The 24,949-nt window shown below is 41.8% G+C and carries 23 protein-coding genes and 1 tRNA gene; 14 read left to right on the forward strand and 10 right to left on the reverse strand.

Translation table 11 applies throughout. The annotated features are described in order from the left end of the window. Nucleotide 1 precedes the first annotated feature (1 nt). Together aroD and ybaK are read left to right on the forward strand one after the other, a co-directional pair. Nucleotides 2-754, forward strand: coding sequence for a type I 3-dehydroquinate dehydratase (gene aroD / locus IGI78_RS05080; protein WP_081119498.1), 753 nt, complete (start codon nucleotides 2-4; stop codon nucleotides 752-754). 50 nt (nucleotides 755-804) lie between these two features. After that, nucleotides 805-1,296: a Cys-tRNA(Pro) deacylase gene (gene ybaK, locus IGI78_RS05085; protein WP_081119499.1), complete on the forward strand. Its 492-nt coding sequence runs from the start codon at nucleotides 805-807 to the stop codon at nucleotides 1,294-1,296. Nucleotides 1,297-1,351: 55 nt separating this feature from the next. On the opposite strand, the gene IGI78_RS05090 is transcribed toward ybaK, so the two are convergent. Further along, nucleotides 1,352-2,389: a tagatose 1,6-diphosphate aldolase gene (locus IGI78_RS05090; RefSeq protein WP_081119500.1), complete on the reverse strand. Its 1,038-nt coding sequence runs from the start codon at nucleotides 2,387-2,389 to the stop codon at nucleotides 1,352-1,354. 20 nt (nucleotides 2,390-2,409) lie between these two features. Between IGI78_RS05090 and IGI78_RS05095 the strand changes: the two genes are divergently transcribed. After that, nucleotides 2,410-2,535, forward strand: a complete 126-nt coding sequence (locus tag IGI78_RS05095) for a hypothetical protein (protein ID WP_267907354.1) — start codon at nucleotides 2,410-2,412, stop codon at nucleotides 2,533-2,535. Here the strand turns inward: IGI78_RS05095 and IGI78_RS05100 are convergent. After that, on the reverse strand, nucleotides 2,529-3,791 hold the full coding sequence (locus IGI78_RS05100; protein ID WP_081119501.1) for an NAD(P)/FAD-dependent oxidoreductase: 1,263 nt from the start codon (nucleotides 3,789-3,791) through the stop codon (nucleotides 2,529-2,531). The two genes, IGI78_RS05095 and IGI78_RS05100, sit on opposite strands and share 7 nt — an antisense overlap. 160 nt (nucleotides 3,792-3,951) lie before the next feature. Here IGI78_RS05100 and gdhA point away from each other — a divergent pair, with 160 nt between their 5' ends. From gdhA to IGI78_RS05115, 3 genes are all read left to right on the forward strand, one after another. Then, the gene (gene gdhA, locus IGI78_RS05105; RefSeq protein WP_081119502.1) at nucleotides 3,952-5,301 is read left to right on the forward strand and encodes an NADP-specific glutamate dehydrogenase; all 1,350 of its coding nucleotides are present in this window, start codon (nucleotides 3,952-3,954) and stop codon (nucleotides 5,299-5,301) included. Between the two features lie 102 nt (nucleotides 5,302-5,403). Beyond that, a complete protein-coding gene (locus IGI78_RS05110) occupies nucleotides 5,404-6,750 on the forward strand; it encodes a glucose-6-phosphate isomerase (protein ID WP_005229134.1) in 1,347 nt (448 codons plus the stop codon). Between the two features lie 352 nt (nucleotides 6,751-7,102). Then, on the forward strand, nucleotides 7,103-7,312 hold the full coding sequence (locus tag IGI78_RS05115) for a hypothetical protein (RefSeq protein WP_140965855.1): 210 nt from the start codon (nucleotides 7,103-7,105) through the stop codon (nucleotides 7,310-7,312). A 61-nt stretch (nucleotides 7,313-7,373) separates the two neighbouring features. Here IGI78_RS05115 and IGI78_RS05120 read toward each other — a convergent pair whose 3' ends face one another. The 4 genes from IGI78_RS05120 to IGI78_RS05135 form a co-directional block, all read right to left on the reverse strand. Next, on the reverse strand, nucleotides 7,374-9,176 hold the full coding sequence (locus IGI78_RS05120; RefSeq protein ID WP_077454205.1) for a glycerophosphoryl diester phosphodiesterase membrane domain-containing protein: 1,803 nt from the start codon (nucleotides 9,174-9,176) through the stop codon (nucleotides 7,374-7,376). Nucleotides 9,177-9,347: 171 nt separating this feature from the next. Beyond that, nucleotides 9,348-9,947: a TVP38/TMEM64 family protein gene (locus IGI78_RS05125; RefSeq protein ID WP_077454204.1), complete on the reverse strand. Its 600-nt coding sequence runs from the start codon at nucleotides 9,945-9,947 to the stop codon at nucleotides 9,348-9,350. A gap of 188 nt (nucleotides 9,948-10,135) precedes the next feature. Next, a complete protein-coding gene (locus IGI78_RS05130) occupies nucleotides 10,136-10,606 on the reverse strand; it encodes a threonine/serine exporter family protein (protein ID WP_077454203.1) in 471 nt (156 codons plus the stop codon). Next, nucleotides 10,603-11,361 (reverse strand): threonine/serine exporter family protein, encoded by a 759-nt coding sequence (locus IGI78_RS05135; protein WP_077454202.1) that lies wholly within the window; start codon nucleotides 11,359-11,361, stop codon nucleotides 10,603-10,605. The genes IGI78_RS05130 and IGI78_RS05135 overlap by 4 nt, the downstream gene beginning before the upstream one ends. Before the next feature lie 278 nt (nucleotides 11,362-11,639). Between IGI78_RS05135 and IGI78_RS05140 the strand changes: the two genes are divergently transcribed. Beyond that, nucleotides 11,640-12,206 (forward strand): TetR/AcrR family transcriptional regulator, encoded by a 567-nt coding sequence (locus tag IGI78_RS05140; protein ID WP_005237185.1) that lies wholly within the window; start codon nucleotides 11,640-11,642, stop codon nucleotides 12,204-12,206. An 84-nt stretch (nucleotides 12,207-12,290) separates the two neighbouring features. Continuing rightward, nucleotides 12,291-12,378 (forward strand) — tRNA-Ser (locus IGI78_RS05145). Nucleotides 12,379-12,581: 203 nt separating this feature from the next. On the opposite strand, the gene IGI78_RS05150 is transcribed toward IGI78_RS05145, so the two are convergent. Beyond that, on the reverse strand, nucleotides 12,582-13,241 hold the full coding sequence (locus IGI78_RS05150) for an Ltp family lipoprotein (RefSeq protein WP_140965854.1): 660 nt from the start codon (nucleotides 13,239-13,241) through the stop codon (nucleotides 12,582-12,584). 229 nt (nucleotides 13,242-13,470) lie between these two features. On the opposite strand from IGI78_RS05150, the gene IGI78_RS05155 reads away from it, so the two are divergent. Next, a complete protein-coding gene (locus tag IGI78_RS05155; protein ID WP_077454200.1) occupies nucleotides 13,471-13,659 on the forward strand; it encodes a hypothetical protein in 189 nt (62 codons plus the stop codon). 59 nt (nucleotides 13,660-13,718) lie between these two features. Here the strand turns inward: IGI78_RS05155 and IGI78_RS05160 are convergent, their stop codons facing one another. Beyond that, nucleotides 13,719-13,868, reverse strand: coding sequence for a hypothetical protein (locus IGI78_RS05160; RefSeq protein ID WP_189372291.1), 150 nt, complete (start codon nucleotides 13,866-13,868; stop codon nucleotides 13,719-13,721). Nucleotides 13,869-14,332: 464 nt separating this feature from the next. On the opposite strand from IGI78_RS05160, the gene asnB reads away from it, so the two are divergent. Further along, on the forward strand, nucleotides 14,333-16,228 hold the full coding sequence (gene asnB, locus IGI78_RS05165) for an asparagine synthase (glutamine-hydrolyzing) (protein ID WP_086293426.1): 1,896 nt from the start codon (nucleotides 14,333-14,335) through the stop codon (nucleotides 16,226-16,228). A gap of 52 nt (nucleotides 16,229-16,280) precedes the next feature. On the opposite strand, the gene IGI78_RS05170 is transcribed toward asnB, so the two are convergent. Continuing rightward, entirely contained in the window at nucleotides 16,281-17,084 is an 804-nt protein-coding gene (locus IGI78_RS05170; RefSeq protein WP_005229159.1) for a Cof-type HAD-IIB family hydrolase, read from the reverse strand. Nucleotides 17,085-17,345: 261 nt separating this feature from the next. Here IGI78_RS05170 and IGI78_RS05175 point away from each other — a divergent pair, with 261 nt between their 5' ends. Continuing rightward, entirely contained in the window at nucleotides 17,346-18,785 is a 1,440-nt protein-coding gene (locus IGI78_RS05175; RefSeq protein ID WP_244351668.1) for an NCS2 family permease, read from the forward strand. 101 nt (nucleotides 18,786-18,886) lie between these two features. Further along, nucleotides 18,887-20,092: a multidrug efflux MFS transporter gene (locus tag IGI78_RS05180; RefSeq protein ID WP_005231893.1), complete on the forward strand. Its 1,206-nt coding sequence runs from the start codon at nucleotides 18,887-18,889 to the stop codon at nucleotides 20,090-20,092. Between the two features lie 47 nt (nucleotides 20,093-20,139). Here IGI78_RS05180 and IGI78_RS05185 read toward each other — a convergent pair whose 3' ends face one another. Continuing rightward, nucleotides 20,140-20,322: a YjzD family protein gene (locus tag IGI78_RS05185; protein WP_008377814.1), complete on the reverse strand. Its 183-nt coding sequence runs from the start codon at nucleotides 20,320-20,322 to the stop codon at nucleotides 20,140-20,142. A 147-nt stretch (nucleotides 20,323-20,469) separates the two neighbouring features. Between IGI78_RS05185 and dnaE the strand changes: the two genes are divergently transcribed. Together dnaE and pfkA are read left to right on the forward strand one after the other, a co-directional pair. Further along, the gene (gene dnaE, locus IGI78_RS05190) at nucleotides 20,470-23,781 is read left to right on the forward strand and encodes a DNA polymerase III subunit alpha (protein ID WP_140965852.1); all 3,312 of its coding nucleotides are present in this window, start codon (nucleotides 20,470-20,472) and stop codon (nucleotides 23,779-23,781) included. A gap of 161 nt (nucleotides 23,782-23,942) precedes the next feature. Further along, nucleotides 23,943-24,905, forward strand: coding sequence for a 6-phosphofructokinase (gene pfkA / locus IGI78_RS05195; protein ID WP_005229169.1), 963 nt, complete (start codon nucleotides 23,943-23,945; stop codon nucleotides 24,903-24,905). The last annotated feature ends 44 nt before the right edge of the window (nucleotides 24,906-24,949 follow it).

Consider the following 24,949-nt stretch of genomic DNA (forward strand, 5'->3'; position numbering starts at 1 on the left):
GATGAGCCGATCAAAACCAGTAACGTTAGATGGGAAAACACCCCTGATTTGTGTCCCATTGATTGGAAAAACCAATGAGGAAATTTTAAAACAAGCCCTTGCTGCTGAGGAATCAGAAGCACAGATCATTGAATGGCGCGTTGACCATTACAAACATGCAGACGATCAACAAGCGGTCTTAGATGCATTGTCTCATATTCGCACGACTTTAAAATCAAAAGAGCTACTTTTTACTTTTCGAACCATAGAAGAAGGGGGCGAGCGGCCGTTCACGTTGACCCAATACAAAGAATTGTGTTTAGCTGCTGCTGATTCAGGCTTGATCGATTGGATCGATATCGAATTAGAGAAAGCTGAATTTTTAGGTCGCGGCTTTATTCAAGAAATCAAAAAGGCACAGGTAAAGCTGATACTGAGCAATCATGATTTTGAGAAAACGCCAGAAGATGCTGTGTTGATTTTAAAAATCGGCGTAATGAATCAATTTGGTGCCGATGTTGGCAAGTTAGCGATGATGCCCAAGCAAGTCCAAGACGTTTTACGTTTAATGGGGATCATTACTAAAGCTCGTGGCTTCAACCAACTGCCGTTGGCGATCATGTCGATGGGGGAGCTGGGGAAAATCAGCCGTGTTAGTGGGGCATTGACTGGTTCGGTCTTTACTTTTGCTTCGTTGCAAGGGGCATCAGCACCTGGACAAATACCGATCGAACGAATGACCAACTACTTACAAGAATTTTCACTCAATGAGTAAGACCAGCCAAGGCCTTCTCTTAGAAGAAACCAAAACAAAAGAGGGATAAAATGGCGAAGAAGAAACAAAAAACCAATGCGATCCGTCAAGTAGAACAACAGAAAATCGCCTATAACGAATACACCTATGAGTGGTCGGAAGATCATCTCGATGCGCAATCCGTCGCTGCGCAACTAGCACGCCCGCAAGCTATCTACAAAACGCTGGTGGCAGTGGGGAACAAAACAGGACCGCTGGTGGCTGTGATTCCTGGAAATAGAGAAGTGGATCTGAAAAAGTTAGCCAAAGTCAGTGGAAACAAAAAAGTAGAGATGCTGCATCTGAGAGATTTAGAAGAGACGACTGGCTATATTCGCGGCGGCTGTTCGCCGATCGGGATGAAAAAGCTCTTTCCTACTTATATTGATCGTGGGGCGCAGACACTGGAAGAAATCGTGGTTTCTGCAGGAAAGCGCGGGTTGCAGATGGGGCTTGCCCCACAAGCGTTGCAACAATTGACAAGGGCGGTCTTTGCCGATTTGTTGGCAACTGAACACGAATAAAAAATCCCCGTGAACCATCTAGAGATGACGCTCACGGGGATTTTTTTGTGCTGTTTTATTCCATGACCTCAATATCGAAAACCTCGATATTTTCTAAACCACCATAAAAGTCAAACCACGGAGTGGCATATTGTTTTAGAATGGCGTTTAATTCTTCAACATTTTCTTTTCCTTGGGTGTCCAGCCATTCCAATAACGCTTTGGCCCCTTGTTTCCCATAAATTTCGACACTATCGCGCCAAGTTGCTCGACCACCTAAGATTCCTGAGAATTTGGCACCATGTTGACCAGCAAAGGTCAATTCATCGCGAAAGACATTCGCTGGAACTCCCGCACTCAAATAGATGAATGGTCGCGTCGCGGCGTCACTGGCTTCTTTGAAGTAATCGGCGGCTTCTTCTTGCGTATAAACGGCCTCTAAGCCTTCTTTTTGGAAGCCTTCAACTAAGTCGAACTGAACCGGTACTTCGACTTTCAAAATATCGATATGGTAGTGATCTTTCGTCAATTCCTGAATGGTTCGGATGACCTTGCTCGGTTTGATCTTGGCAAAAGCAGGTGATTTGTCATCTGTGATCTCATCATCATAGACGATTGGTTCCACAAATAACGGAATATCGGCCGCCTGCGCCTCCGTACCTAAACGCTCCAAAAACGCATGTTTGGTATCTAAAATCTCTTGCGGTTCATCTGGATTATAATAAACCAAGACTTTCGCAGCATCTGCCCCTTTTTTCACCAGGCGCTGCAACGATTCATTGGGTAAAATCTCAGGCAAACGACCCGGCGTGTTGACATCATAGCCTGTTTTTTCATAGGAAAGGATCAAGCCAGCATTGGGATTCTTTGCTTCGATCCCTAAGAAGCCATATTCCTCATCTAACAAAATACTGCTGACATATTTGGTCAATTCTTGGGAAACCAACTGCTTGAACTCATAAATGTGTTCCATCGTAAAGTCATCCGGTCCAGTTGCTGCCTTCATCATTTTTTTCATGGAACCACGTTGGTCGATCGCTAGTGCAGCAATCACACCATCCTCATTTGAAAGTTTTTGCATTCGTTCAAATTTACCTCTTGAAATTCGTTTCATTAAAAAAACCTCCCTCGATCTTGCTATCTTTAGTCTACGCCTACTTTGAGAAAAACCCAACTAATAAGCAAAAAGAGGGGGAGACCCAGGTGTTGACAGCAACGGGCAAGGATATTGCTGCCAACACCTGGGTCATCGATCAATAACTGAAATAACTCGCTGTTTCTGCTGCATTTTTTCCGGAGACATGTCCAGTACAAAACGCTGCTGTAATGTTGAAACCACCTGTATACCCATTGATATCCAGCAATTCACCGGCAAAATACAAGCCATTGATTTTCTTGCTCTCCATGGTTTTTGGATTGATTTCTTTCAGATGGACCCCGCCGCCCGTCACGAAGGATTTTTCTAATGGGAACGTGCGGACAATGGTGATTGAAAAGCCTTTGATCAAGGAAGCGAGCGCCGCCAACTGTTCTGGTGAGGCTTTTTCAGCAACCAGCTCATGCAGGTCTAGCTGCTGCAAAAAGAAGGTCATCAAGCGCTCAGGCAAAAAGCCAGCTAAAGCATTCGGCAATTGTTTCTTCGAAGCCGCAGACTGAATCAATTCTTGGGTCAAGGCTTCATGGGATTTTGCCGGCAGACAATCCAGAACAACCGTTACGGGTTGTTGCTTTTTCAATTCTTGATTTACAAAGGAGGAACAACGCAAAGCAGCAGGACCAGATAAACCAAAATGGGTAAACAAAAGATCCATCGTATGGGCGACAATAGGCTTTCCTTTTTGATCCAAGACACTCAACGTGATGTCTTGCAAGGAAATGCCTTGCAACGTCCGCTCTTGAATAAAGGATTCTTCTGAAACAAGCGGCGATTCGGTTGGATAAAGCGGCGTAATGGTATGGCCGACTTTTTTTGCCATCTTATAGCCGTCCCCCGTTGCGCCCGTGGAAGGATAGGTGCGGCCTCCTGTCGTCAGAATCACACTAGGGGCAGAGAACTCATCGGTTTCGGTTCGCACACCGCGAATTTGACTGCCGTCATGGATCAACTTTGTGACAACCGTGTTCGTCAACAGGGTGACGTGATGATCGTTGATTGCTTGAAGTAACGCTTCGACGATGGTTTTTGATTTGTTCGTCACAGGGAACATCCGTCCGTGGTCTTCTTCTTTTAAGACGACCCCCAAGTCAGCGAAAAACGCCATTACATCATAGTTATTGAATTGGGAAAACGTGCTATACAAAAATTTGCCGTTTCCCGGAATATGAGCAACTAAATCATCTACCGGCCGATTATTGGTTACATTGCAGCGTCCGCCGCCAGTCATCAATAATTTCTTGCCGATTTTTTTGTTTTTTTCGATTAATAAGACCCTAGCACCTTGTTTGGCAGCAGTGATCGCAGCCATCATGCCGCTCGTACCTGCACCCACAACAATGACATCATAGGTTTTTTCCATTCTTTTCACCTCTTTGGGATTGTAACACATCGGCTACGACTGCTGAAAGGATTGGTCGATTTTTTTCGAATGATAAAAAATTCTGACAATTCTAAAAAAAAGCGTGCAATTTCAGAAAATTTCTTTAAAATAGAAAATATCTTAAAGGAGGTAATGCACTATGACCAAAGCTTCAGCTTACGTGAAAGAAATTCAAGCGAAGATTCACGAGAAAGACCAACACCAACCGGAATTTCTTCAAGCAATTGACGAATTTTTGCCTACGATCGTTCCCTTTTTAGAGGAGCATCCAGAATATATTGAATCAAATATCCTTGCACTCTTAACTGAACCAGAACGTTTTATCCAATTCAGAGTCCCATGGCAAGACGATCAAGGCAACTGGCAAGTAAACCGTGGCTATCGGATTCAATTCAACTCGGCAATGGGGCCTTACAAAGGCGGCTTGCGTTTTCACCCAAGTGTCAACTTGAGTATCTTGAAGTTTTTGGCGTTTGAGCAAATCTTCAAAAACAGCTTGACAGGTCTGCCGATCGGCGGCGGCAAAGGCGGAAGTGATTTTGATCCAAAAGGCAAATCAGATGCCGAAGTGATGCGTTTTTGCCAAAGCTTTATGACGGAGCTGTCAAAACATATCGGACCTGACTTAGATGTTCCTGCTGGCGACATTGGTGTCGGAGGACGGGAAATCGGCTATTTGTTTGGTGCCTACAAACGATTGAAACAATACGATGCTGGTATTTTAACTGGTAAGCCATTAGACTTTTGGGGCAGTAAAAACCGCACAGAAGCAACGGGTTATGGTGCTGTTTATTTCGTTAAGCATTTATTGACAGACCTAGGTGAAACCTTTGAAGGCAAAAAAGCGATCGTTTCTGGAAGCGGCAATGTTGCGATTTATGCAATTGAGAAATTGCAAGAATTAGGTGCGATCCCTGTCACTTGTTCTGATTCCTCTGGTTTTATTTATGACAAAGACGGCATTGATCTGGCCTTATTAAAAGAAATCAAAGAAGTGAAGCGCGAACGTCTGACAGCTTATGCGAAAGAACGTCCATCAGCAGAATATCATGAAGGGGCATCTGTCTGGGATTTTGATACAACAGCGGAATTAGCCTTTCCTTGCGCGACCCAAAACGAGATTGATCTCTCACAAGCCAAACGTGCAAAAGCCAATGGTGTTCGGGTCGTTTCTGAAGGCGCGAATATGCCTAGCTCATTAGAAGCAGCAGAATATTTTATTGAAGAAGGAATTTTCTACTGTCCAGGAAAAGCAGCCAATGCTGGCGGCGTAGCCGTTTCTGCGTTAGAAATGAGTCAAAACTCCCAACGACTGCAATGGGAAAAAGCTGAAGTCGATGCCAAATTGGACGATATCATGAAGTCGATCTATGAAGCATGCCGTGATACTGCTGAAACCTTCGATCAAAAAAATAATTTTATGTTAGGTGCGAACGTCGCAGGCTTTGAAAAAGTTGCTAAAGCAATGTTTGCTCAAGGACTTGTCTAAAATCACCCAACAGGCTACCTATCAGGAATTACTTGAAAAAAGTTGGAAAAAAACGTAAAGTAGGTAGTGTATGAAAAACTATTTTTTCAAGGAGGACAAATCATGTCACACATCAAGTTTGACTATTCGAAAGTAGCACCATTCGTAAACGAATACGAATTGAGCTACATGCAAAGTCAAGTTACAGCAGCAGACAAACAATTACGCGAAGGAACAGGTGCTGGTAGCGACTTTTTAGGTTGGATCGACCTTCCTAAAAATTATGACAAAGATGAATTTGCGCGTATCAAAAAAGCGGCTGAAAAAATTCAATCTGATTCTGAAGTACTAGTCGTGATCGGGATCGGCGGATCTTATTTAGGAGCGAAAGCAGCGATTGATTTCTTAAATCATTCTTTCTTTAACTTGTTACCAAATGAAGAACGCAAAGCACCACAAATCTTTTTTGCCGGTAATTCAATTTCTTCAACTTACTTAGCAGATTTGATCGAAATCATTGGTGACCGTGACTTCTCTGTGAATGTGATATCAAAATCAGGAACTACTACTGAACCAGCGATCGCTTTCCGTGTTTTCAAAGAACGTTTGATTGAAAAATACGGCAAAGAAGAAGCCAACAAACGGATCTACGCAACAACGGATAAAGCGAAAGGTGCAGTAAAAGTTGAAGCAGATGCTGAAAACTGGGAAACTTTTGTGATTCCAGATGACGTCGGCGGCCGTTTCTCTGTATTGACTGCTGTTGGTTTATTGCCAATCGCTGCCAGCGGAGCGGATATCGATGCCTTGATGCAAGGGGCAGCAGATGCTAGCGATGCTTACGCAAGTGACGACCTTGAAAAAAATGAAGCGTATCAATATGCAGCAATGCGTAACATCCTTTATCGCAAAGGCAAAGTAACCGAATTGCTGATCAACTACGAACCAGGCATGCAATACTTCTCAGAATGGTGGAAACAATTATTCGGCGAGTCTGAAGGAAAAGACCAAAAAGGGATCTATCCTTCAAGTGCAAACTTCTCAACAGATTTGCATTCTCTTGGTCAATACATCCAAGAAGGCCGTCGCAATATCTTTGAAACCGTCGTAAAAGTTGAAAAACCACGCAAATCAATCGCGATCCCTACACAAGAAGCCGATCTTGATGGTCTTGGCTACTTAGAAGGAAAAGAAGTTGATTTTGTTAATACGAAAGCCTTTGAAGGAACGTTACTTGCCCATACAGATGGAGATGTACCAAATCTGTTAGTAAAAATCCCTACAATGGATGCTTACACGTTAGGGTACACGATGTACTTCTTTGAGATCGCTGTAGGAATTTCTGGCTACTTAAATGGCGTGAACCCATTTGACCAACCAGGAGTTGAAGCTTACAAGAAAAACATGTTCGCCTTACTTGGCAAACCAGGTTTTGAAGATCTTGCAAAAGAATTGAACGAACGTCTATAATAAGATAAAGAAACGCCTCGAGCCAGTTCTGATCGGCTCAAGGCGTTTTTATTTTATTTAATAACAAATCAGTAATCCAAAAAATCAGCGGTCTTCTTTTAATCCCCAAAGCAACGCAGCAGACAATAGTCCAAAGATACAGGTTTGAATAATTGGCATTTGACTCATCTCCTTTTGATTTTCTTTAGTATAAAATGAATTCTATTCAGTGGCACGAACAAAGCAGTGGGTTTCAACGAACGAAACTGTCATTTCTTGGTGACAAATGCGTGATGAACGAAAATAAACCGTTTTCATTTTGATGCTTTTTTGTTATTATATCTTTAAGAAAGAAAACGGTTGAGGTGAGGATATGGAGAATATTACGATTGGTGAAAAATATGTCTGCCGACCAGTAGGGGCGAGTAAGCCTGTGATCGGTGTGGTGGAAAAACTATACGTACATACGGCGTTGATCGTCGTTTCAAGTTGTGAAGAAGAAGATCAAGTACAAGTAGAAGCTTGTAATCGTCGGATGATCGTCAGCTTCAATAAAATTTTTACACAAACCAATGTTGCTTAACAAAAGAGTAAAAAATGCTGCTCCACGGATTACCGTGAGCAGCATTTTTCTTCGTGTGAGATCAGCCAACACCAATCACAAAGTTCAATAGTTTGTCTGAATAAGTCATGTCTTCTTCCGTCACACTCAACTCTTCATTTAAAATCCCCATTTGGTCGGTAATGATCCCGTCCACACCGTAAAAACGCATCCGGCTGATGGTATCCGCATCGTTGGGGGTCCAAACGAACACTTCCTTGCCGTCAGTCCGAGCAGAAGCGATGAAGTTGCGGTTGATCGTACTGTATTCCATTGTCAGAAAATCGGCACTAGTCAGTGGTGGGCCAACGACATTGAAGGGCATGATGTATCCTGACGTCAATTCAGGTGCTTTATCCTTTAATTCTTCAACAACTGTATAGGAGAGGCTTTGCATAATATGCCCATTTGCAACTAAATCCTCTTGGTATCGTTCTAAGAAGTCATCTACGAGCTGCGCAGTATCTTTTTGCTGAGTTTTGATCTCCACCAGCAGTTTTTGATCCAATTGGTTGGCAAGCGCCAAGTACTCGTCAAAAGTTGGAATACGGGCTGTCTGGTTGTTTTCCGAAACTGTCAGTGATTCGGCATAGCTCAAGGGTAATTGTTCTGGTTTTCCTTTGCCGCCGGTTAGTTGGCGGTAAGAAAAATCATGATAGACAATAAAATGACCATCACTTGTTTGCTGGACGTCCATTTCAACATAATCCGGGTGATACTTCTCACTAGTAAAGCGTAGTGCTTCAAGAGAATTTTGGACCCCTTGTCCGTCGCTTACCCCTCGATGGGAGATCGTTACCGGATGAATCGAAGCAGCTGAAGTCAGATAGTTCATATTATATAGACTAACACCGACACCGAAAAGCACCGTCACCAAGGTAAACAAGGAACTTTTTAGACCTAAGAAATGACGCTGGTTCAATGGTTCTTGGTGGAACCAGGAAGGAATCTCTGGTAAAAAACCTTCGTCATCCATGAAATCAACGATGATATAAAAAATAGCTACGGTCGATAAAATGACATTCAGTAACAAAATAAACTGTAAGAAAGTCATAATAAAAACAGCACTATACAAGGCATAATTCGGTGCAACAGCTTCGATTACTGCTTGAATCGTGATCAGCAAAGTAAAGCTAAGTGTCGTGATCAATAAGATGCTACCACTAATAAAAACAAACTGACCAACGATAGCAAAAAAGCGGCGTTTAGTCACTTGAAGGCTTTCTTTGATCGCTTTTCGAAAAGGCAAATCACGCAAAATCATTTCTGGCAAGGCAAAAATCACGCGAATTCCTAAATAGATCAACAAGACATAGATCAAGAGCACTGCTCCGATGATTACGACACGGTTGGCAAAAATGAAATCCATGATAAAGGCAGGGATTTTGATTTTTGCGAGTAAATCCGAATTAAAGCTCAACCCACCGATGGGTAGAATCAGTAAGAAGTAAAAGAGGAAAAATAAAAAGGTCATCGGCCGTAATTTTCGCAACTGCAAAACAGTCATCCGTAACAATTGGCGCAGGCTGATGGGTTGTTTCTTTTTGATAAAATAAACACTCAGCAACAAGAATGTAAACTCAAAAAAGACGGCTAATAAGATCAAAAGCAAAATCACTGTTAGTGAAAGCAATACGACAGGATGATCTGTAAAAATACTCCCGATATTGTCGAATGAAAGGTAAGGTAAGCCTCCCCGTCTTAGAACGAATTTGGTGGAAGAAGTTAATATGGGAATTACTAAGAACAACAAGGCACCGTGCATCAATAAGACATCACGGAAGTAGGCGTTGCTGTCTTTCAAAAAATCCCAAGTGTTGATGAAGCTGTTTTTTAAATAATTCATGGTTGTCATCCTAACAATAGTAAGTATTTTAGTTCTCTGGGTAATAAAGGTAAAGGCGGTAAAAAAAGCCGAACAGTTTAGCAGCAAGTTCGTCACAGGCATAGATCCTGTCTCAAACGTAGCTCCTTCACCTTCGGCTCAATAAATTGATCGCTTTTCTTACTCTAATTCTTATCCGCCTAACAAACCAGTTAAGAATGTCCCACCATAAATCAATGCCATACTGTACAAGAAAATTGAGGCAGGTTTTGCTAATAAAATAATCAACGTAAACTTCTTAACGGACATGTTGGTCAATCCAGCCATAAGACAAAGGGCATCATCTGGGGCAACCGGTAGAAAGATCGCAAGGGCGAAAAGTTTTTCAAATCGGCTTTGGTTATCTAACCAGCCAATGTATTTATCGTAAGTTTTGTCACTGATCATACTTAAAATGAATGGTTTACCGTATCGTCGGCCAAGCAGGAAAATAATGACAGAACCAATACTGATTCCTACATAGTTATAAACGAATCCTAGGTAAGGACCGAAAATCAAAACACCTGCAGCGCTGGAGACACCACCGGGAATGATTGGGATCACGACTTGCAAGATCTGCAATAGGATAAAGACGATTGGTCCTAAGATAACAGAATTTCCAACTAGACCTCGTAAGGCATTAATGTCTTTGAAAACACCTAGATTGATAAAATAGATCGTTAATGCGATAGATAAACCTAAGCCAATAATAGAAATCGTATTAATGATACGACGAGAAGTTGCTATGCTCACAGGACTTCATCTCCTTTTTGTTTCATAATCTCACTATACGGGGTGAGACCAGAAAAATCCAGTAAAACAAATGACAAACGTCAAACAGTTTTGTAAGGTATGCCTTTATTATAAGAGAAGTCCGCAAAGAAAACATTGTACCAAAGTCTGAAATAAGAAAAATTTATAGTTTCGGCACGCTATTAGTTTTAGGAGGCTTTTTTATCTGGGTGACGTTTTTTTGTGCGCTTCACTTGCCAACGATTGACGATCTTTTCAACCACACTCGTCATCATGAAGCCTCCGGCGATCGCCCCAGCAGTGATAACCACGATCATCAGATTTTCAAAGCCGACAAAGTTGTCTCCTAAAGCAAATTCTCGAACGGCTTTATAGGCAGGTCCACCCGGTACGAGGGGAACGAGACTAGGAATGTTAAAAATGATCATAGGCATTTTTTTTCTGCGGGAAAAAAAGATGCTGACGCAACCGACAGCAAATGCGGCTAAAAAGTTGGCGCTACCTAAACCATAGCCAATCGTTTTTAATGACCAATAGATCATCCAGCCAACGGTTCCGGCAATGCCTGTGGCAACCAAAGCTCTTTTAGGAATATTAGTCAAAATGCCAAAGGTCACGGTGCTTAAAAAGCTGAAGGAAAGGTGAATAAAAATCGTCATGAGATCCCTCCAAATAAGGTGAAGACCGTAGCGATGCCGACACCGATCGCGGCAGCTGTGAAAATGGCTTCAGTACCTCGGGCGGTTCCGCTGATGAGATGACCCGCCAAGATATCGCGAAAGGAATTGGTGATCGCTACACCAGGAACTAAGGGCATGACGGCACCGATAATCAAATTATCGACGTTTTGTGCGACATGAAGGGAGACCGCTAAGACAGACAAAGTACCGATTAGTAAAGAGGCGCAAAACATATCCAAAAAGCGGATATCGATCACTTTCTTGACCCAATACGCGCATAAAAATCCCAGACAGCCAATAATGAAGGTCGGTAGAAAGTCAAACCAAGCACCGCCAAAAATAATCATTAAGGTACTGCTGACTACACCAGCACTAAGGACCTGCAGCCAGTAGGGGAAACTTGGTGTTGTCGGATTGACCTTTTTTAATGCCTCGTGCAGTTCCGCTAAAGAAATTTTCTTTTCTGCATAAGCACGAGAGAGTCCGTTAACGGCAACGATTTTTTCGAGATTGATGACTCGATCATGGACATTTTCTACTTGCGCATAGTGACTGCTGCGCAAACCCATAAAAAGACCAGTTGCTGTTACATAACTAATACTACCTTGCTCCCCAGCGTTGGCTGCAATTCGATTCATTGTATCTTCTACTCGATAGACTTCCGAGCCGTTTTCCATCATGATTTTTCCTGCTAATAAGCAGGTCTCCAATAATAGCTCTTTTGATTCAGCCATTTCCAAACCCCTTTTTCAATCGAATTTGCGCACTACAATCTTAGTGTACAATTTCAGCGAGTTTTCAACAAGAAAGAAAAGTAGATTTGAAAAATAACTAGCAACCTATACGCAGGATTTTTTGTGATAAGTGAAAGGAGAGGCACTTCTCTTTATTCGTAAAGATTCATGTTTAATGAGCAAAGTGAATAGAAATAAGATAACGGATGGAGTGTTTTATTTTAAAAAAATGAATAACTCGGTTACAATTAAATAAATAAAAAAAGGGGGATTTATTGATGCGAAGGAAGGTCTATACAAGAGAACACATTTTGAAGGCCGCTTATGAACTGATCAATAGAGAAGGTTTTGGCAACTTTACGGCACGGAATATCGCTAAGCACATGGGAATTTCTACTCAACCAATTTATCTTGAGTTCGAAAATATGCAGGACTTAAAAAATACTTTGGTAGAGGCTGTTTTCAAAGATTTATCGGAAAATGTTTTTCCAGTTGTTCGAACAGGAGACAAACTCGTTGATTTAGGCCTGAATTATATACGCTTCGCGCAAGAGCAGCACAATCTCTACATCGCCCTTTTTATCGATGATTATGGCGGTGGGAAATTGATGCATGATTTTTCATCCACCTATTTCAAATCCTTGATCAAATCAGAAGAAAAATATGCAGATCTATCCGAAGATGCGATAAATGCACTACATAATGGCGCATGGATCGTTGTGACTGGTTTGGCTTCCTTAATGTCGGCGGGTATTATCACACCCACCGATGACCAAATCATCAAAATCATCAACGAGACGATCGAAGGCGTAATCGAAAAGAAAGAAAACTATATTTTCGATTAAAGAATAAAAAATCTGTATCCATTTCTATTTTGGATGCAGATTTTTCTTGACATTTTTTGTGAAACTAGCGAAAATAACTGTTATGGAGAGTTGGCAGAGTGGTAATGCAGCGGACTCGAAATCCGCCGACCCGGTTCATCCCGGCGCGCAGGTTCAAATCCTGTACTCTCCTTATACCAACGCTTTAGAGCGTCTAGCCTATCTTTCGAGATAGGCTTTTTTGTTTGTTATGGGCAGAGAAGATAATTGACTGCCGAGCTTGATCGATAACCATCTGAAAAAACCTCAGTTTACACTCAATCGGGAAATCAACAGAAATACACTAATTCGCTGAACCCCTTTTTGCTTGTGGTCCTCTACAACAAACGAAAAGAATCAATCGGGCAAACGTGTTAAGGCGTATTCAATTTGTTCAGAAGTAAAGCCTTCATAGGAAAGTTGGTTCGCCACACGCTCATCTGATAAGGATAAATTTTGCGAGTAGCGAATTGCTTTTTTCAATGCTTGCTCATTCCAATCGGCATCCACAGTGGCTACGGCAAAGTCTGCTGCGCTCTCAGAAAAATCTTCATAGAGTAGTTGGCGTTTCAAGCTCGACTGAGAAAACGCATTGCTGGATAAGTATCTTTCTGCACGATTCAGTGCATTTCTTTCTTCACGAGAAAGTTGAGGTGTATGTTGCTCGTTGTTTGCGGGTTCTTCTTGTTGTGCGCTACTTGCTTCGTTGTTGCCAGCTTTTTGTTCTCCTTGTGGTTGTTCCATGGAAGCAGCGGCATCGCCAAAGGATTCGCTTTGCCTTGATTCGTTACGTAAAGAAAGGCTTAATTGCGCAGTGATGCTATCGAAAGATGTCACATCTTGGTAGAAGGACAAGCCACCATAAGAAAACAAGGCAATAAAAGCGGAAGCGACAATGATCAAAACGTTTCGATCTCGTTTTGCATTTTGTTTTACAAGCCCAATATAAAATAAGACAATGCCAAAAACGAAACAGAACAATCCAATGAAAAACAAAATGGCGAAAAAGGTAGCCATAAAAATTCCTCCTAAATAAAAGTCTCCTGAAAAGACAATAGTACTATGTTCTGTACCAGAAAACAGATTTGTCTTTTCATGAATAGAGGAAAAGGATGATTTGACAAATGTAACGTGTATGCTATTAATGGATCATTCATAAGTATTAAAGGAATGACGCTCAAGAATGACTAGTGAAATAGATGGTAAACTTAATAAAAGCACAGTTGTATCAGTAGGAGGGAAGAAGATGGATTTTGAAGAAAAAGATTACTTTATGCGTTACACAAAAGTTGCGGCACAGGGATTGAGCAAATTTATTACGCAAGGATCTGTTGATGAAATCTTACAGCTAGATGAACAGCAAAGCGGTCAAAAGCAAGAAACGGATACTGAAAAAGATAAGAGCGAGCCAAAAAACAAGAAAGCACCTAGCTAATTATTTCCTTAGCGAGGTGCTTTCAGTACGAATCGGTATCCTTCATTTGGATGAACTCCTTATGCAGCTTTTTTCAATTCTTGTACAGCTTGCTCGATCGTAATTCCAGTCGCAAAATGATTCGCATCTTTTTTATCGAAAACGATAAATAAATTCAATTTGGTATCCAGAGTTACACGATATTGTAGATCTGTGTTATAGAATGTCATAGTCATTCTCCTTTCTTAAAACTTGTCATTGAAAGGCAACGGTTAGTTGATAACGAAATTCCATAGTTAGAATAACACTTTTTTTCACAATAGTCCAATAAAACTATCAAACGAAAAAATCTGACTGATTATTTTCAGGAAATCAATGCTGAGAATGGAAGCAAAAGAAGTTTGCTAGAGTCAGTAAATTCGGGAAAAGTATCTTTGTATATTTCAGAAAAATAGAATTCATAAAAAATTTCTTAAGAATTTTGAGGATAGCTATTTTCTTAGATAACAAATTTGTAAGATTGAGAGTATGAGATGATTGGAAACCTTGATATCATAAGGTTTATCTTCAAATTGTGTTTTGTGCAAAAATATATTGATTGTATTTTTTTGAAAAAGAGATCGTATCTCTTGAATTCTATGGTATGATTTACTTTAGAAAAATGAAAATGGATTATGAAAACGGATGTGAAAATATGTGCGGAATTGTCGGCTTTGTCAATTCAAAAGATCAAAAAGAAATCATTATTGAACGCATGATGGACCGGATCGTTCATCGCGGACCAAACAGTTCAGGGAAATTTACCGACGACCGAGTGGCATTAGGGTTTCGTCGTTTATCGATCATCGACTTAGAAGGTGGCTCACAACCAATTTTTAATGAGGATCAAACAAAAGTAATCATTTTTAATGGTGAAATTTACAACTTTCAAGTATTGCGGGAGGAATTGATCCAAGCAGGTCATGTCTTTTCTACCCATGCGGATACCGAAGTAGTCTTACATGGCTATGAAGAGTGGGGCATTGATGTGTTGCAGCGCCTGCGGGGAATGTTTGCGTTTGCCATCTGGGATACTCAAAAACAAGAGCTTTTCGGCGCGCGGGATCACTTTGGCATCAAACCGTATTACTATGCGCAAATGAATGGCAGTTTTATGTTTGGTTCTGAAATTAAGAGCTTTTTGCCTCATCCAGATTTCAAGAAAGAATTAAACCAAGAGGCGTTGAAACCTTATTTGACGTTCCAATACTCGCCTTTGAACGGAGAAACCTTCTTTAAAGGCGTTCATCGTTTGCAAGAAGGGCATTATTATCTGTTTAATGAACAGGGATTGACGATCAAGCAGTACTGGGATGCAGATTTTTCAGTGAAAGAAAATCATTCAAGAGAAGAATGGGTCGACAAAATCGATCAAGCAGTCCAAGAATCGATTGCCGCTCATCAAATCAGTGATGTTGAAGTCGGCTCATTTTTATCCAGTGGTGTCGATTCAAGTTATGTGGCCTCGGTCTTGCGCCCAGATCACTCATTTTCAATTGGGTTTGATGACAAAACCTACAACGAAGCGATCGAAGCCCGCAAATTGACGGAAAAACTCGGTTTGAACAACACAGCAGCAGTTATTGATGGTGAAATGTCCTTTGAGGCATTCCCGTTGATTCAGTATCACTTGGACGAACCAGATTCTAACCCAAGCTGTGTCCCTTTGTACTTTTTAGCCAATCTGGCAGCACAACAAGTGCGGGTCGTTCAATCTGGGGAAGGGGCAGATGAATTATTTGCTGGTTATGCTGCCTATGGCTTCCACACAAACTCTAAAGCGGTCCGCGTTTTTGCCCAAGGGTTGAAAAAATTGCCGCAAAACATCCGCTTTCGTTTAGGGCGTCAAATCGGCAAAATGAAAAACTTCCATGGTCGAATTCATCTTTATGAAGCAACGGCACCTGCCCAAGACTTCTTTATCGGGCAAGCCCTGGTCTTTGAAGAAGAGGAAGCACTACAGCTTTTAAAACCAACGTATCAAAAAGGACCCTCTGTTGCTGAAATCGTTGCGCCTCATTATGAGAAAGTCAATGGTCTCAAAGACGAGGTCAATAAGATGCAATATTTGGATCTTCATCAGTGGATGCCGAAGGATATCTTGTTAAAAGCAGACAAAATGTCCATGGCGAGTTCCTTGGAATTACGGGTTCCTTTATTGGATATCGAGATGCAAAAGTTGGCGCAAACAATCCCGACGAAATATTTGATCAATCAAAACAACACGAAAGATGTGTTCCGACAAGCGTCAAACCGTCATTTGCCAAAAGAATGGGCAAACCGTGAAAAACTAGGCTTTCCTGTACCTATCAAGGCATGGCTGAAAGAAGGAACCGGGTATGAAGCAGTCAAAGCACTTTTTGAGTCAGACTTTGCGGCAACCTTCTTCGATCAAACAGCGATTTTGCAAATGCTAGAAGACCATCGCCAAGGAAAACCGAATCTTCAACGAAAAATCTGGACGATCTTTACGTTCTTGACCTGGTACAAAGTATTCTTTATTGATGAATCGATTCCCGAAGCCAAAGAAATCGTTTATGAAACACTTTGATTTGAATATGGAAGCAAAAAAAGCTGATGCGGATATCCCGCATCGGCTTTTTTTATAGACCTAAATATTTTTCCAAGTAATCGACCATGCCATCTTCCGCATTGGTTTTGTCGGTAACATCATTGGCGATTGATTTTAATTGCTGCGTGCCATTCGCCATGGCAACGCCCCAACCCGCATAATCCAGCATCTCCAAATCGTTGTGTTCATCACCAAAAGCGATGATATCTTGCCGATCCAAAGACAAAGAATCCGCGATCACCGAAAGACCAAGTGCTTTATGGACTCCTTTTGGTACGATCTCTAAGATGGCTTGAGGTCCGCCCCATGTTCGAACATCGACTGCATCGTCAAATTGATCCTTGATACGTAAAGAAACAGATTCTGCTAATTCATTTTCGGTTTTCACCAGTAATGAAGTGGGATCCGTTTTTAAATTTGCTAATAGATTTTTTTCGGAAGCATTGCCCGAAAAGAAAAAGTGTTGATCAAATCCGCTTAGGTCATCGATGAAAAAGGTTTCGCGATTTTCTGCTGCCACAAACGTCAGCCCCAGCTGCTCTTTTTGTGCCATGAGCTCAAACGCAATTTCTCGAGAGATCGAATGCTCCATTTCATTTGCCCATACTTGTCGAGGTTTATGGACCAACCCACCGTTAAAATTGACCATTGGTGTTGTGAGCGCCAATTCTTTATAGAATTGATCGCTCATCCGAAAAGGTCTTCCGGTAGCGATGGTAACAAAGTGTCCCGCTTTGGTGGCGCGAACCAGTACCTCACGTGTGCGAGGGGAAAGTTGGGATTCAGTATTTAAGGTTGTGCCATCTAAATCAATGGCGATGATTTTTGGTTTCAAAAGACTCGCTCCATTCTCTTATACTAGTGGCTTAAGTGTAACATATTTCTGTCATTTCACAATACAAGTAAGTTTTCGATAAGTTTTCATAATATTTACAAAGTAAAACACGAACATTAAACATTTTTGGTTCGTTTTATTCGGAAAAAGGTTTGAAAAGCGAAAATTATTCCCTTATAATTTGTAATTGTTCGATGAAAAGCGTAATTATTCATTTTTTCTTTTCATAGAAACGATTAAAGTTCAGGAGTGAAACATAACATGGAAAAGTTTTTCAAATTAAAGGAGAATAAAACGACGGTTTCAACAGAAGTAATGGCCGGGGTCACCACCTTCTTCGCGATGAGTTATATTTTGTTTGTGAATCCGACGATTTTATCTGCTGCAGGCATGCCGTTTCAAGCTGTTTTCTTAGCAACGATCATCGCTTCAGTGATTGGTACCCTGATCATGGGCTTATTTGCAAATGTGCCTTATGCGCAAGCGCCTGGAATGGGACTTAATGCATTCTTCACCTTTACCGTTGTTTTTGGTTTGGGCTATTCGTGGCAGCAAGCATTAGCGATGGTTTTCATCTGCGGCTTGATCAACATTTTTATCACGGTCACTCGAATCAGAAAAATGATCATCCATGCGATTCCAGAAAGCATGCAGCACGCAATCGGTGGCGGGATCGGGATCTTTGTGGCTTATGTAGGGATCAAAAATGCCAACTTGCTAAACTTCAGTGCAGACACTGCCGCAGTGACTGGTTCAGTTGTTGACGGTGAGACGATCGTGAGTGCCAATTTTAATGGGGGGATCGTCCCAGCTTTGGCGAATTTCAATAATGCACCTGTTTTGTTAGCAGTGATTGGTTTAGTAATCACTACTTTGTTAGTAGTGAAAAATGTTCGTGGGGCAATTATTTTTGGTATTTTAGGAACGACGATCATCGGTATTTTGATGGGTGTGGTGGATTTAAGTGCCATTGATTGGCACGGAAATTCATTAGGTAGCTCGATCAGCGAACTAGGCATCACCTTTGGCGCTGCGTTTGGCTCTGAAGGAATGGGCTCACTATTCAGTGATTCTGCCAAAATCCCTCAAGTAATCATGACGATTTTAGCGTTTAGCTTATCAGATGTCTTTGATACGATCGGTACCTTTATCGGGACTGGACGTCGTACAGGGATCTTTTCGAAAAAAGATGAAGAAGCGGTTGAAAACAGTAACGGGTTGAACACGAAGATGGATAAAGCCCTTTTTGCAGATGCCGTAGCCACTTCTGTAGGTGCCATCGTAGGGACCTCAAATACAACGACTTATGTGGAATCAGCAGCTGGTATCGGTGCTGGTGGACGCACGGGCTTGACTTCTGTTGTAGTGGCAGCACTCTTTGCGATCAGCAGTATCTTTTCTCCACTGATCTCAATCGTTCCCGCACAAGCGACAGCACCAGCGTTGATCTTAGTTGGGGTAATGATGATGGCTTCGTTTGCAGACATCAAGTGGACCGATCTAGAAGAAGCAGTTCCCGCTTTCTTCGCGTCTATTTTTATGGGTTTGTCTTACAGTATTTCCAACGGGATCGCTGTTGGTTTCATTTTCTACGCATTAGTGAAAGTAGTGAAAGGAAAAGCCAACGAAGTGTCTCCGATCATCTGGGTCGTCAATGCGTTGTTTATCCTAAACTTTGTCATTTTGGCTTTGATCAGTTAAGTTTAATGAAGAAAATCTTTCTGTATGTTACCTGCAGAAAGATTTTTTTATTTGATTATTACTCACGATACGGTATAGTATTTGTGAAAGAAGGTTTGTAAATGAAGATTGATTGGAAACGAAATCTACTGATTTCATGGGTAGGTTGTTTTTTTACGGGTGCCAGTTTTAGTCTTGTCATGCCATTCATTCCCTTATATATAGAAGAGTTAGGCGCTCCAGAGAGTCAAATTGAGTTGTTTTCTGGATTAGCAATCTCAGTAACGGCGTTTGCGGCGGCTATCATTGCTCCAGTATGGGGAAATCTAGCAGATCAAAAAGGTCGTCGTTTAATGATGATTCGCGCGGCTGCGGGGATGACAGTGACGATGGGTTCTTTGGCTTTTGTACCGAATGTCTATTGGTTATTGATCATGCGTTTCTTTACCGGAATTTTATCGGGGTATATTCCAAATGCGACTGCGTTGATCGCTTCGCAGGCGCCTCGAGAAAAAAGCGGTTGGGCGCTTGGGACATTGGCTACAGGAGCCATCGCAGGGAATTTGATTGGTCCTTCCATGGGTGGGGCGTTGGCGCAATGGTTTGGCATGAAAAATGTTTTTATCATTACTGGTGTTGTGCTGCTAATTACGCTCTTGCTTACGATTTTTCTCGTTCAAGAAGATTTTGAGCCGGTTGAAAAGGGCGATTTGCTGTCCATCAAAGAAATTTTTGGTCAAATCAAAAATATGCAGTTGCTTGTCGGTTTGTTTATTACGTCACTGATTTTACAGCTAGGTGTAACGAGTATCAGCCCGATCCTTACATTGTATATTCGTGATCTAAGCGGGAACAGTGGCAATATTTTGTTTGTCAGCGGATTGATCGTCTCTGTTGCTGGTGTTTCGGCAATCATCTCTTCGCCATTTTTAGGCAAAATCGGTGATCGTTACGGCAATCACAAGGTATTGTTAGGCGGTTTATTGCTATCATTTTTCTGTTTCATTCCGATGGGCTTTGTTTCTACTCCGTTTCAATTAGGCGTGTTGCGCTTCTTGCTTGGTTTTTCTACCGGTGCCTTGATGCCGTCCATCAATACACTGATCAGCAAGATCACCCCGATGGAAGGGGTCAGCCGCATCTACAGCTACAACCAAATGTTCTCTAACTTTGGGCAAGTGTTAGGTCCGATGGTCGGCTCAACGGTAGCAGCTGGTTTTGGTTATCCCGCTGTCTTTTGGGTAACTAGTGGGTTTGTACTGATCAATATTTTTATCTCAGGATTTAATTTCCGTAAAAGCTTGCGCAAAACGGACATCAGTGAATAGTTGAAAAGAAAAAAAAACCAGTTACAATAAAGGTAACTGGTTTTTTTTTAATGGCTTGTCTTTTCAGGCGCTGGTGCGATAATACCAACAAGAATGATCACCACACCTGTGACCAAAGAGATGATTGAAGTTAATTGAAAATCATAAGTTGCTCCAGCAAGTGAGCTGCCTAGATAGCCAACGACTTGACCTAATACAAAAGTCCAAAATAAAGTGACTAGGTAACGCATGACGACACCTCTTTTCTGCGTATCTTCCATTTCGACTTTAGTTTATCACAAAAATATTTATTGTAAAGATTTTCACTTTTTCATTTTGTTTTTCAAATCTATTTACTAGCAGAAAGAAAGAGAATTTTCATTTTTGGAGGGATTTCAATGTATTCACAGCTCACCACCTTAAGCGCCTATTCGTTGCTGCAAAGTACGATCAAAATTCCTCACTATATAGAGCAAGCCAAAAAGATGGGCTATCAGACATTGGGTCTGACCGATCATAATGTTCTCTATGGCGCGGTCGAGTTTTATCAACAATGCCTAGCACAGGGCATCAAGCCGATTTTTGGCGCTTTGTTCGACTGTACCTTCGGAGAGGAATCAATGTCCTTTCCATTGTACGTATTTGCAAAAAACCTCAAGGGCTATCAAACCTTGATGCGTTTATCAAGTGAAAAAATGATCACCGAGCAGTTGAATTTAGCTGCTTGTGATTCTTTGCAGGATCTCTTTGGTTTGCTGCCTGAAGGCGAAGGCTTTTTGCCGTCTCAGCACGATGATTTAGAAGCTAATCAAAAAGTACTGCAAGCAATCAGCCATAAATTTGATTCTGAGAGCTTGTTTTTAGGCATTACTAGCAAGGGGCTAGATTCAGAAACGATCGCTTGGTTTAACGAGCAAAACATTGCACCATGTGCGTATCAACCAATCGCGGCTTTAGCACAAGAAGAAGCCTTTGCAGTCAAAGTGATGACCCATATCAAAGAGGGCTCGCAAATTGAAGACTTTCGTCAGGCAAAAGAGCAAGCGACTACGCAGTTTTTTTTACAACCGGCAGACCAATTGACTGCGGCATTTGGCGAAGCGTCGCAGGCATTGATGAATAATCAGCGGATTGCAGCTGAATGCGCCGTCGAGCTGCCACTGCATCAGCGGCTATTGCCTCATTACCCGTTACCAGCAGAAGAAAATGCTGCAGACTATTTGCGGAAAATTTGTTTTGAACGTCTGCCTCAACGTGTTGCCCACGTTACATCGGCGTACGAACAGCGTTTGGATTATGAGTTGTCTGTCATCCATAAGATGGGCTTTGATGATTACTTCTTGATTATTTGGGACGTCATGGACTTTGCCCACCAACAAGAAATTGTTACCGGAGCTGGACGGGGATCTGCTGCCGGAGCACTGGTGGCGTATGTTTTATCGATCACCGACGTGGATCCAATCAAATACGATCTTTTGTTTGAACGATTCTTGAATCCAGAACGTTACACGATGCCTGATATCGATTTAGACATTCCTGACAATCGCAGAGATGAGATTTTACAATATGTGCGCCAAAAATACGGGCAAGAATATATGGCACAGATCGCCACGTTTGGCACCATGGCGGCCAAAATGGTTCTGCGAGATGTTTCTCGTGTCTTTGGTCTTTCGCAAAGTGAAGCCAATCGCTGGTCAAAAGCCATCCCCAATGCCTTGAAAATGACCTTAGATCTTGCTTATGAACAATCCAATCAGCTGCGAGAATTGGTGTCGTTTAATGAGCGCAACCAAGTAATGTTTCAAGTCGCCAAAATTTTAGAAGGCTTGCCACGTCACGTATCGACTCATGCCGCTGGTGTGGTGATCAGTGACAAGAATTTGCTTGATCTGGTTCCCTTGCAAGAAGGCAGCGATGGGATCTGGCTGACCCAATTTACCATGAATGACGTAGAAGCCATCGGCCTATTGAAGATGGATTTTTTAGGCTTGAGAAACTTGTCGATCATTGATAATACCTTGAAAGGTATCAAACGAATCAGCCAACAAATCGTAACCCAAAAAGAGATTCCTCTTGATGATCCAGCAACATTGCGTTTGTTTCAAAAAGGCGAGACCGCAGGGATCTTCCAATTTGAATCAGCGGGAATACGCAATGTGCTGCGTAAGTTAGGACCAGAAAGTATCGAGGATATTGCCGCAGTCAATGCCTTGTATCGTCCAGGACCGATGCAAAATATCGATACCTTTATTAAGCGGAAAAAAGGACAAGAGCGGGTCTCTTATCCGGATGACAGCTTGATTCCGATTTTGCAAAACACTTACGGAATCATTGTCTACCAAGAGCAGATCATGCAAGTAGCTTCCAAAATGGCTGGTTTCAGCTTAGGACAAGCAGATATTTTGCGGCGAGCAATTAGTAAAAAGAAAAAAGACGTCTTGGATGAGGAACGTCGTCATTTTGTGCAAGGTGCCTTGGCCAATCATTATGACGAAAAGACCGCTAATTTGGTCTATAACTATATTGAACGCTTCGCCAACTATGGGTTTAATCGATCCCATGCGTTTGCCTATTCCTTTATCGGCTTTCAAATGGCGTACCTGAAAGTGCACTATCCAGCACCATTTTTTGCTTCGATCCTGCATTCGGTACGCAACACTGCCAGCAAAATGAAAGAATACTTAAATGAAGCCGCACGTTACGGCGTAGAAGTGCTGCCACCATCGATCAATACCAGTGGGTTTAGTTTTCAACTGCAAAACGAGAAACAAATCCGTTTTGGGTTCAGCAGTATCAAAGGGATTCGGCGCGACATGATCCAAGACATTTTGGCAGAACGAAAAGAGCATGGCAATTTCACGTCTATGGATCAATTTTTGCTTCGCTTGAATCAGCGGAACAGCAAATGGTTAAAATTGGATTATTTATTGCCGCTTTTGAGCATTGGCGTTTTCGATGTGATTGCCCCCAATCGAAAACAAGCACTGATCCAGCTAGAAGGAAAGATCCAAAATATTACTTATAGTGGCGGCAGTTTGGATCTCTTAGAAACTATGGCATTAAAAGAAGAAGCCGTTGCCGATTACAAACTGGAAGAAAAACTGGCTTTGGAAGAAGAATATTTAGGTGTTTATTTGTCTGGCCATCCCGTGGAACAGTTTCAAAAATTGCACCAATTAAAACAAATCACGGATATTGCTGATCTGGTTCCAAACGAACGAGTGCGTATTCTTTTGTATGTCCGCAAGATTCGGGAGATTCGTACAAAAAAAGGCGAACAAATGGCGTTTGTCGAAGGAACGGATGCCAGCAAGGAAGTTTCAGTAACGATTTTTCCCATCGTTTATCGACAAGTGCGTTCCTTGATCGAAGAAAATGCTGTTCTCTATATTGAAGGAAAGGTCGAGGTAAGTCGTTACAATGGTGAAATCCAACTCATTGCTGATAAAATAGACTTAGCAGAAAACGTTCAGAACAAAATTGCGTCACAAACTTGCTACTTAAAGATTTCTGCTGCAGCTGAAACGTCGCACCTGCAAGCATTGTCGAAGGAAATGAAGCAGCATCACGGAAATATTCCAGTGGTGATGTTCTATGAAAGCAGTGGCAAGAAAGTGTTGTTAGCAGATGAAAACTGGGTAACGGATGAGCCAGACTTTGTCACACAACTGAAGACATTATTAGGAAATGGAAATGTAATTTTCAAGTAATTTTCCGAAAACGGCAATTCAACTTACACTTTTTTCAACTTTTTCCCACTATTTCAAGACATTTTCATGGAATAATGGTAGAATATGTCTCGTGGTTATTACTTGAAAACTAGCAAACAGGGGCTTCCCTAAACAAAATCTTTTGATGAGGTGAAAGAATAATGAAACGCATTGGAATTCTAACCAGTGGCGGCGATGCACCAGGAATGAACGCAGCGATTCGCGCAGTTGTCAGAAAGGGTATTTTTGACGGACTTGAAGTATACGGAATCAACTATGGCTATGCCGGACTAGTCGCAGGCGACATTCGTCGCTTAGATGTTGCTGATGTTGGTGACAAAATTCAACGTGGTGGAACATTCTTATATTCAGCACGTTATCCAGAATTTGCGACACAAGAAGGACAATTAAAAGGAATCGAACAATTAAAGAAATTTGGCATTGAAGGGCTAGTCGTGATCGGTGGAGATGGTTCTTACCATGGTGCGATGGCACTTACTCGCCACGGTTTCCCAGCAATCGGGATTCCAGGAACGATCGATAATGACATTCCAGGAACAGATTTCACGATTGGTTTTGATACAGCAATTAATACTGTCTTGGAATCGATTGACCGTATCCGTGATACAGCGACATCACATGTCCGCACCTTTGTGATCGAAGTAATGGGTCGCGGTGCTGGCGATATCGCTTTATGGTCAGGTGTGGCCGGTGGTGCGGATGAAATCATCATTCCAGAACATGATTTTGACATGCAAGTTGTTGCTGATCGTATCCGTGAAGGACGCGACCGCGGGAAAAAACATTGCTTGATCGTTTTAGCCGAAGGTGTGATGGGCGGAAATGATTTTGCTGACAAACTTTCTGAATACGGCGATTTCCATACCCGTGTATCAATTCTAGGACACGTTGTCCGTGGTGGTTCACCAAGCGCTCGTGACCGTGTGTTAGCAAGTAAATTTGGTTCATATGCTGTTGAATTATTGCAACAAGGCAAAGGCGGTCTATGTATCGGTATCGAAAACAATGAAATGATTGCTTCTGATATCATCGATACCCTTGAAAACAATCGTCACAAACCAGATCTTAGCTTGTATAACTTGAACAAAGAAATCTCATTCTAAAGAGATTTTTAAGCAACGCAACAGTAATTTTGTAAAAAAAGCTT

The sequence above is a fragment of the Enterococcus sp. DIV1767 genome, assembly GCF_050542585.1.
Taxonomy (GTDB): domain Bacteria; phylum Bacillota; class Bacilli; order Lactobacillales; family Enterococcaceae; genus Enterococcus_D; species Enterococcus_D innesii.

What these genes read in the sequence shown, in the direction of transcription:
- IGI78_RS05175 (WP_244351668.1), top strand. Translation starts at nt 17,346, where the DNA reads ATGGAAAAGTTTTTCAAATTAAAGGAGAATAAAACGACGGTTTCAACA.
- pfkA (WP_005229169.1), top strand. Translation starts at nt 23,943, where the DNA reads ATGAAACGCATTGGAATTCTAACCAGTGGCGGCGATGCACCAGGAATG.
- asnB (WP_086293426.1), top strand. Translation starts at nt 14,333, where the DNA reads ATGTGCGGAATTGTCGGCTTTGTCAATTCAAAAGATCAAAAAGAAATC.
- gdhA (WP_081119502.1), top strand. Translation starts at nt 3,952, where the DNA reads ATGACCAAAGCTTCAGCTTACGTGAAAGAAATTCAAGCGAAGATTCAC.
- IGI78_RS05090 (WP_081119500.1), bottom strand. Translation starts at nt 2,389, where the DNA reads ATGAAACGAATTTCAAGAGGTAAATTTGAACGAATGCAAAAACTTTCA.
- IGI78_RS05130 (WP_077454203.1), bottom strand. Translation starts at nt 10,606, where the DNA reads ATGACGATTTTTATTCACCTTTCCTTCAGCTTTTTAAGCACCGTGACC.
- IGI78_RS05180 (WP_005231893.1), top strand. Translation starts at nt 18,887, where the DNA reads ATGAAGATTGATTGGAAACGAAATCTACTGATTTCATGGGTAGGTTGT.
- IGI78_RS05110 (WP_005229134.1), top strand. Translation starts at nt 5,404, where the DNA reads ATGTCACACATCAAGTTTGACTATTCGAAAGTAGCACCATTCGTAAAC.
- IGI78_RS05140 (WP_005237185.1), top strand. Translation starts at nt 11,640, where the DNA reads ATGCGAAGGAAGGTCTATACAAGAGAACACATTTTGAAGGCCGCTTAT.
- dnaE (WP_140965852.1), top strand. Translation starts at nt 20,470, where the DNA reads ATGTATTCACAGCTCACCACCTTAAGCGCCTATTCGTTGCTGCAAAGT.
- ybaK (WP_081119499.1), top strand. Translation starts at nt 805, where the DNA reads ATGGCGAAGAAGAAACAAAAAACCAATGCGATCCGTCAAGTAGAACAA.
- IGI78_RS05135 (WP_077454202.1), bottom strand. Translation starts at nt 11,361, where the DNA reads ATGGCTGAATCAAAAGAGCTATTATTGGAGACCTGCTTATTAGCAGGA.
- aroD (WP_081119498.1), top strand. Translation starts at nt 2, where the DNA reads ATGAGCCGATCAAAACCAGTAACGTTAGATGGGAAAACACCCCTGATT.
- IGI78_RS05185 (WP_008377814.1), bottom strand. Translation starts at nt 20,322, where the DNA reads ATGCGTTACCTAGTCACTTTATTTTGGACTTTTGTATTAGGTCAAGTC.
- IGI78_RS05160 (WP_189372291.1), bottom strand. Translation starts at nt 13,868, where the DNA reads ATGACATTCTATAACACAGATCTACAATATCGTGTAACTCTGGATACC.
- IGI78_RS05100 (WP_081119501.1), bottom strand. Translation starts at nt 3,791, where the DNA reads ATGGAAAAAACCTATGATGTCATTGTTGTGGGTGCAGGTACGAGCGGC.
- IGI78_RS05120 (WP_077454205.1), bottom strand. Translation starts at nt 9,176, where the DNA reads ATGAATTATTTAAAAAACAGCTTCATCAACACTTGGGATTTTTTGAAA.
- IGI78_RS05150 (WP_140965854.1), bottom strand. Translation starts at nt 13,241, where the DNA reads ATGGCTACCTTTTTCGCCATTTTGTTTTTCATTGGATTGTTCTGTTTC.
- IGI78_RS05115 (WP_140965855.1), top strand. Translation starts at nt 7,103, where the DNA reads ATGGAGAATATTACGATTGGTGAAAAATATGTCTGCCGACCAGTAGGG.
- IGI78_RS05155 (WP_077454200.1), top strand. Translation starts at nt 13,471, where the DNA reads ATGGATTTTGAAGAAAAAGATTACTTTATGCGTTACACAAAAGTTGCG.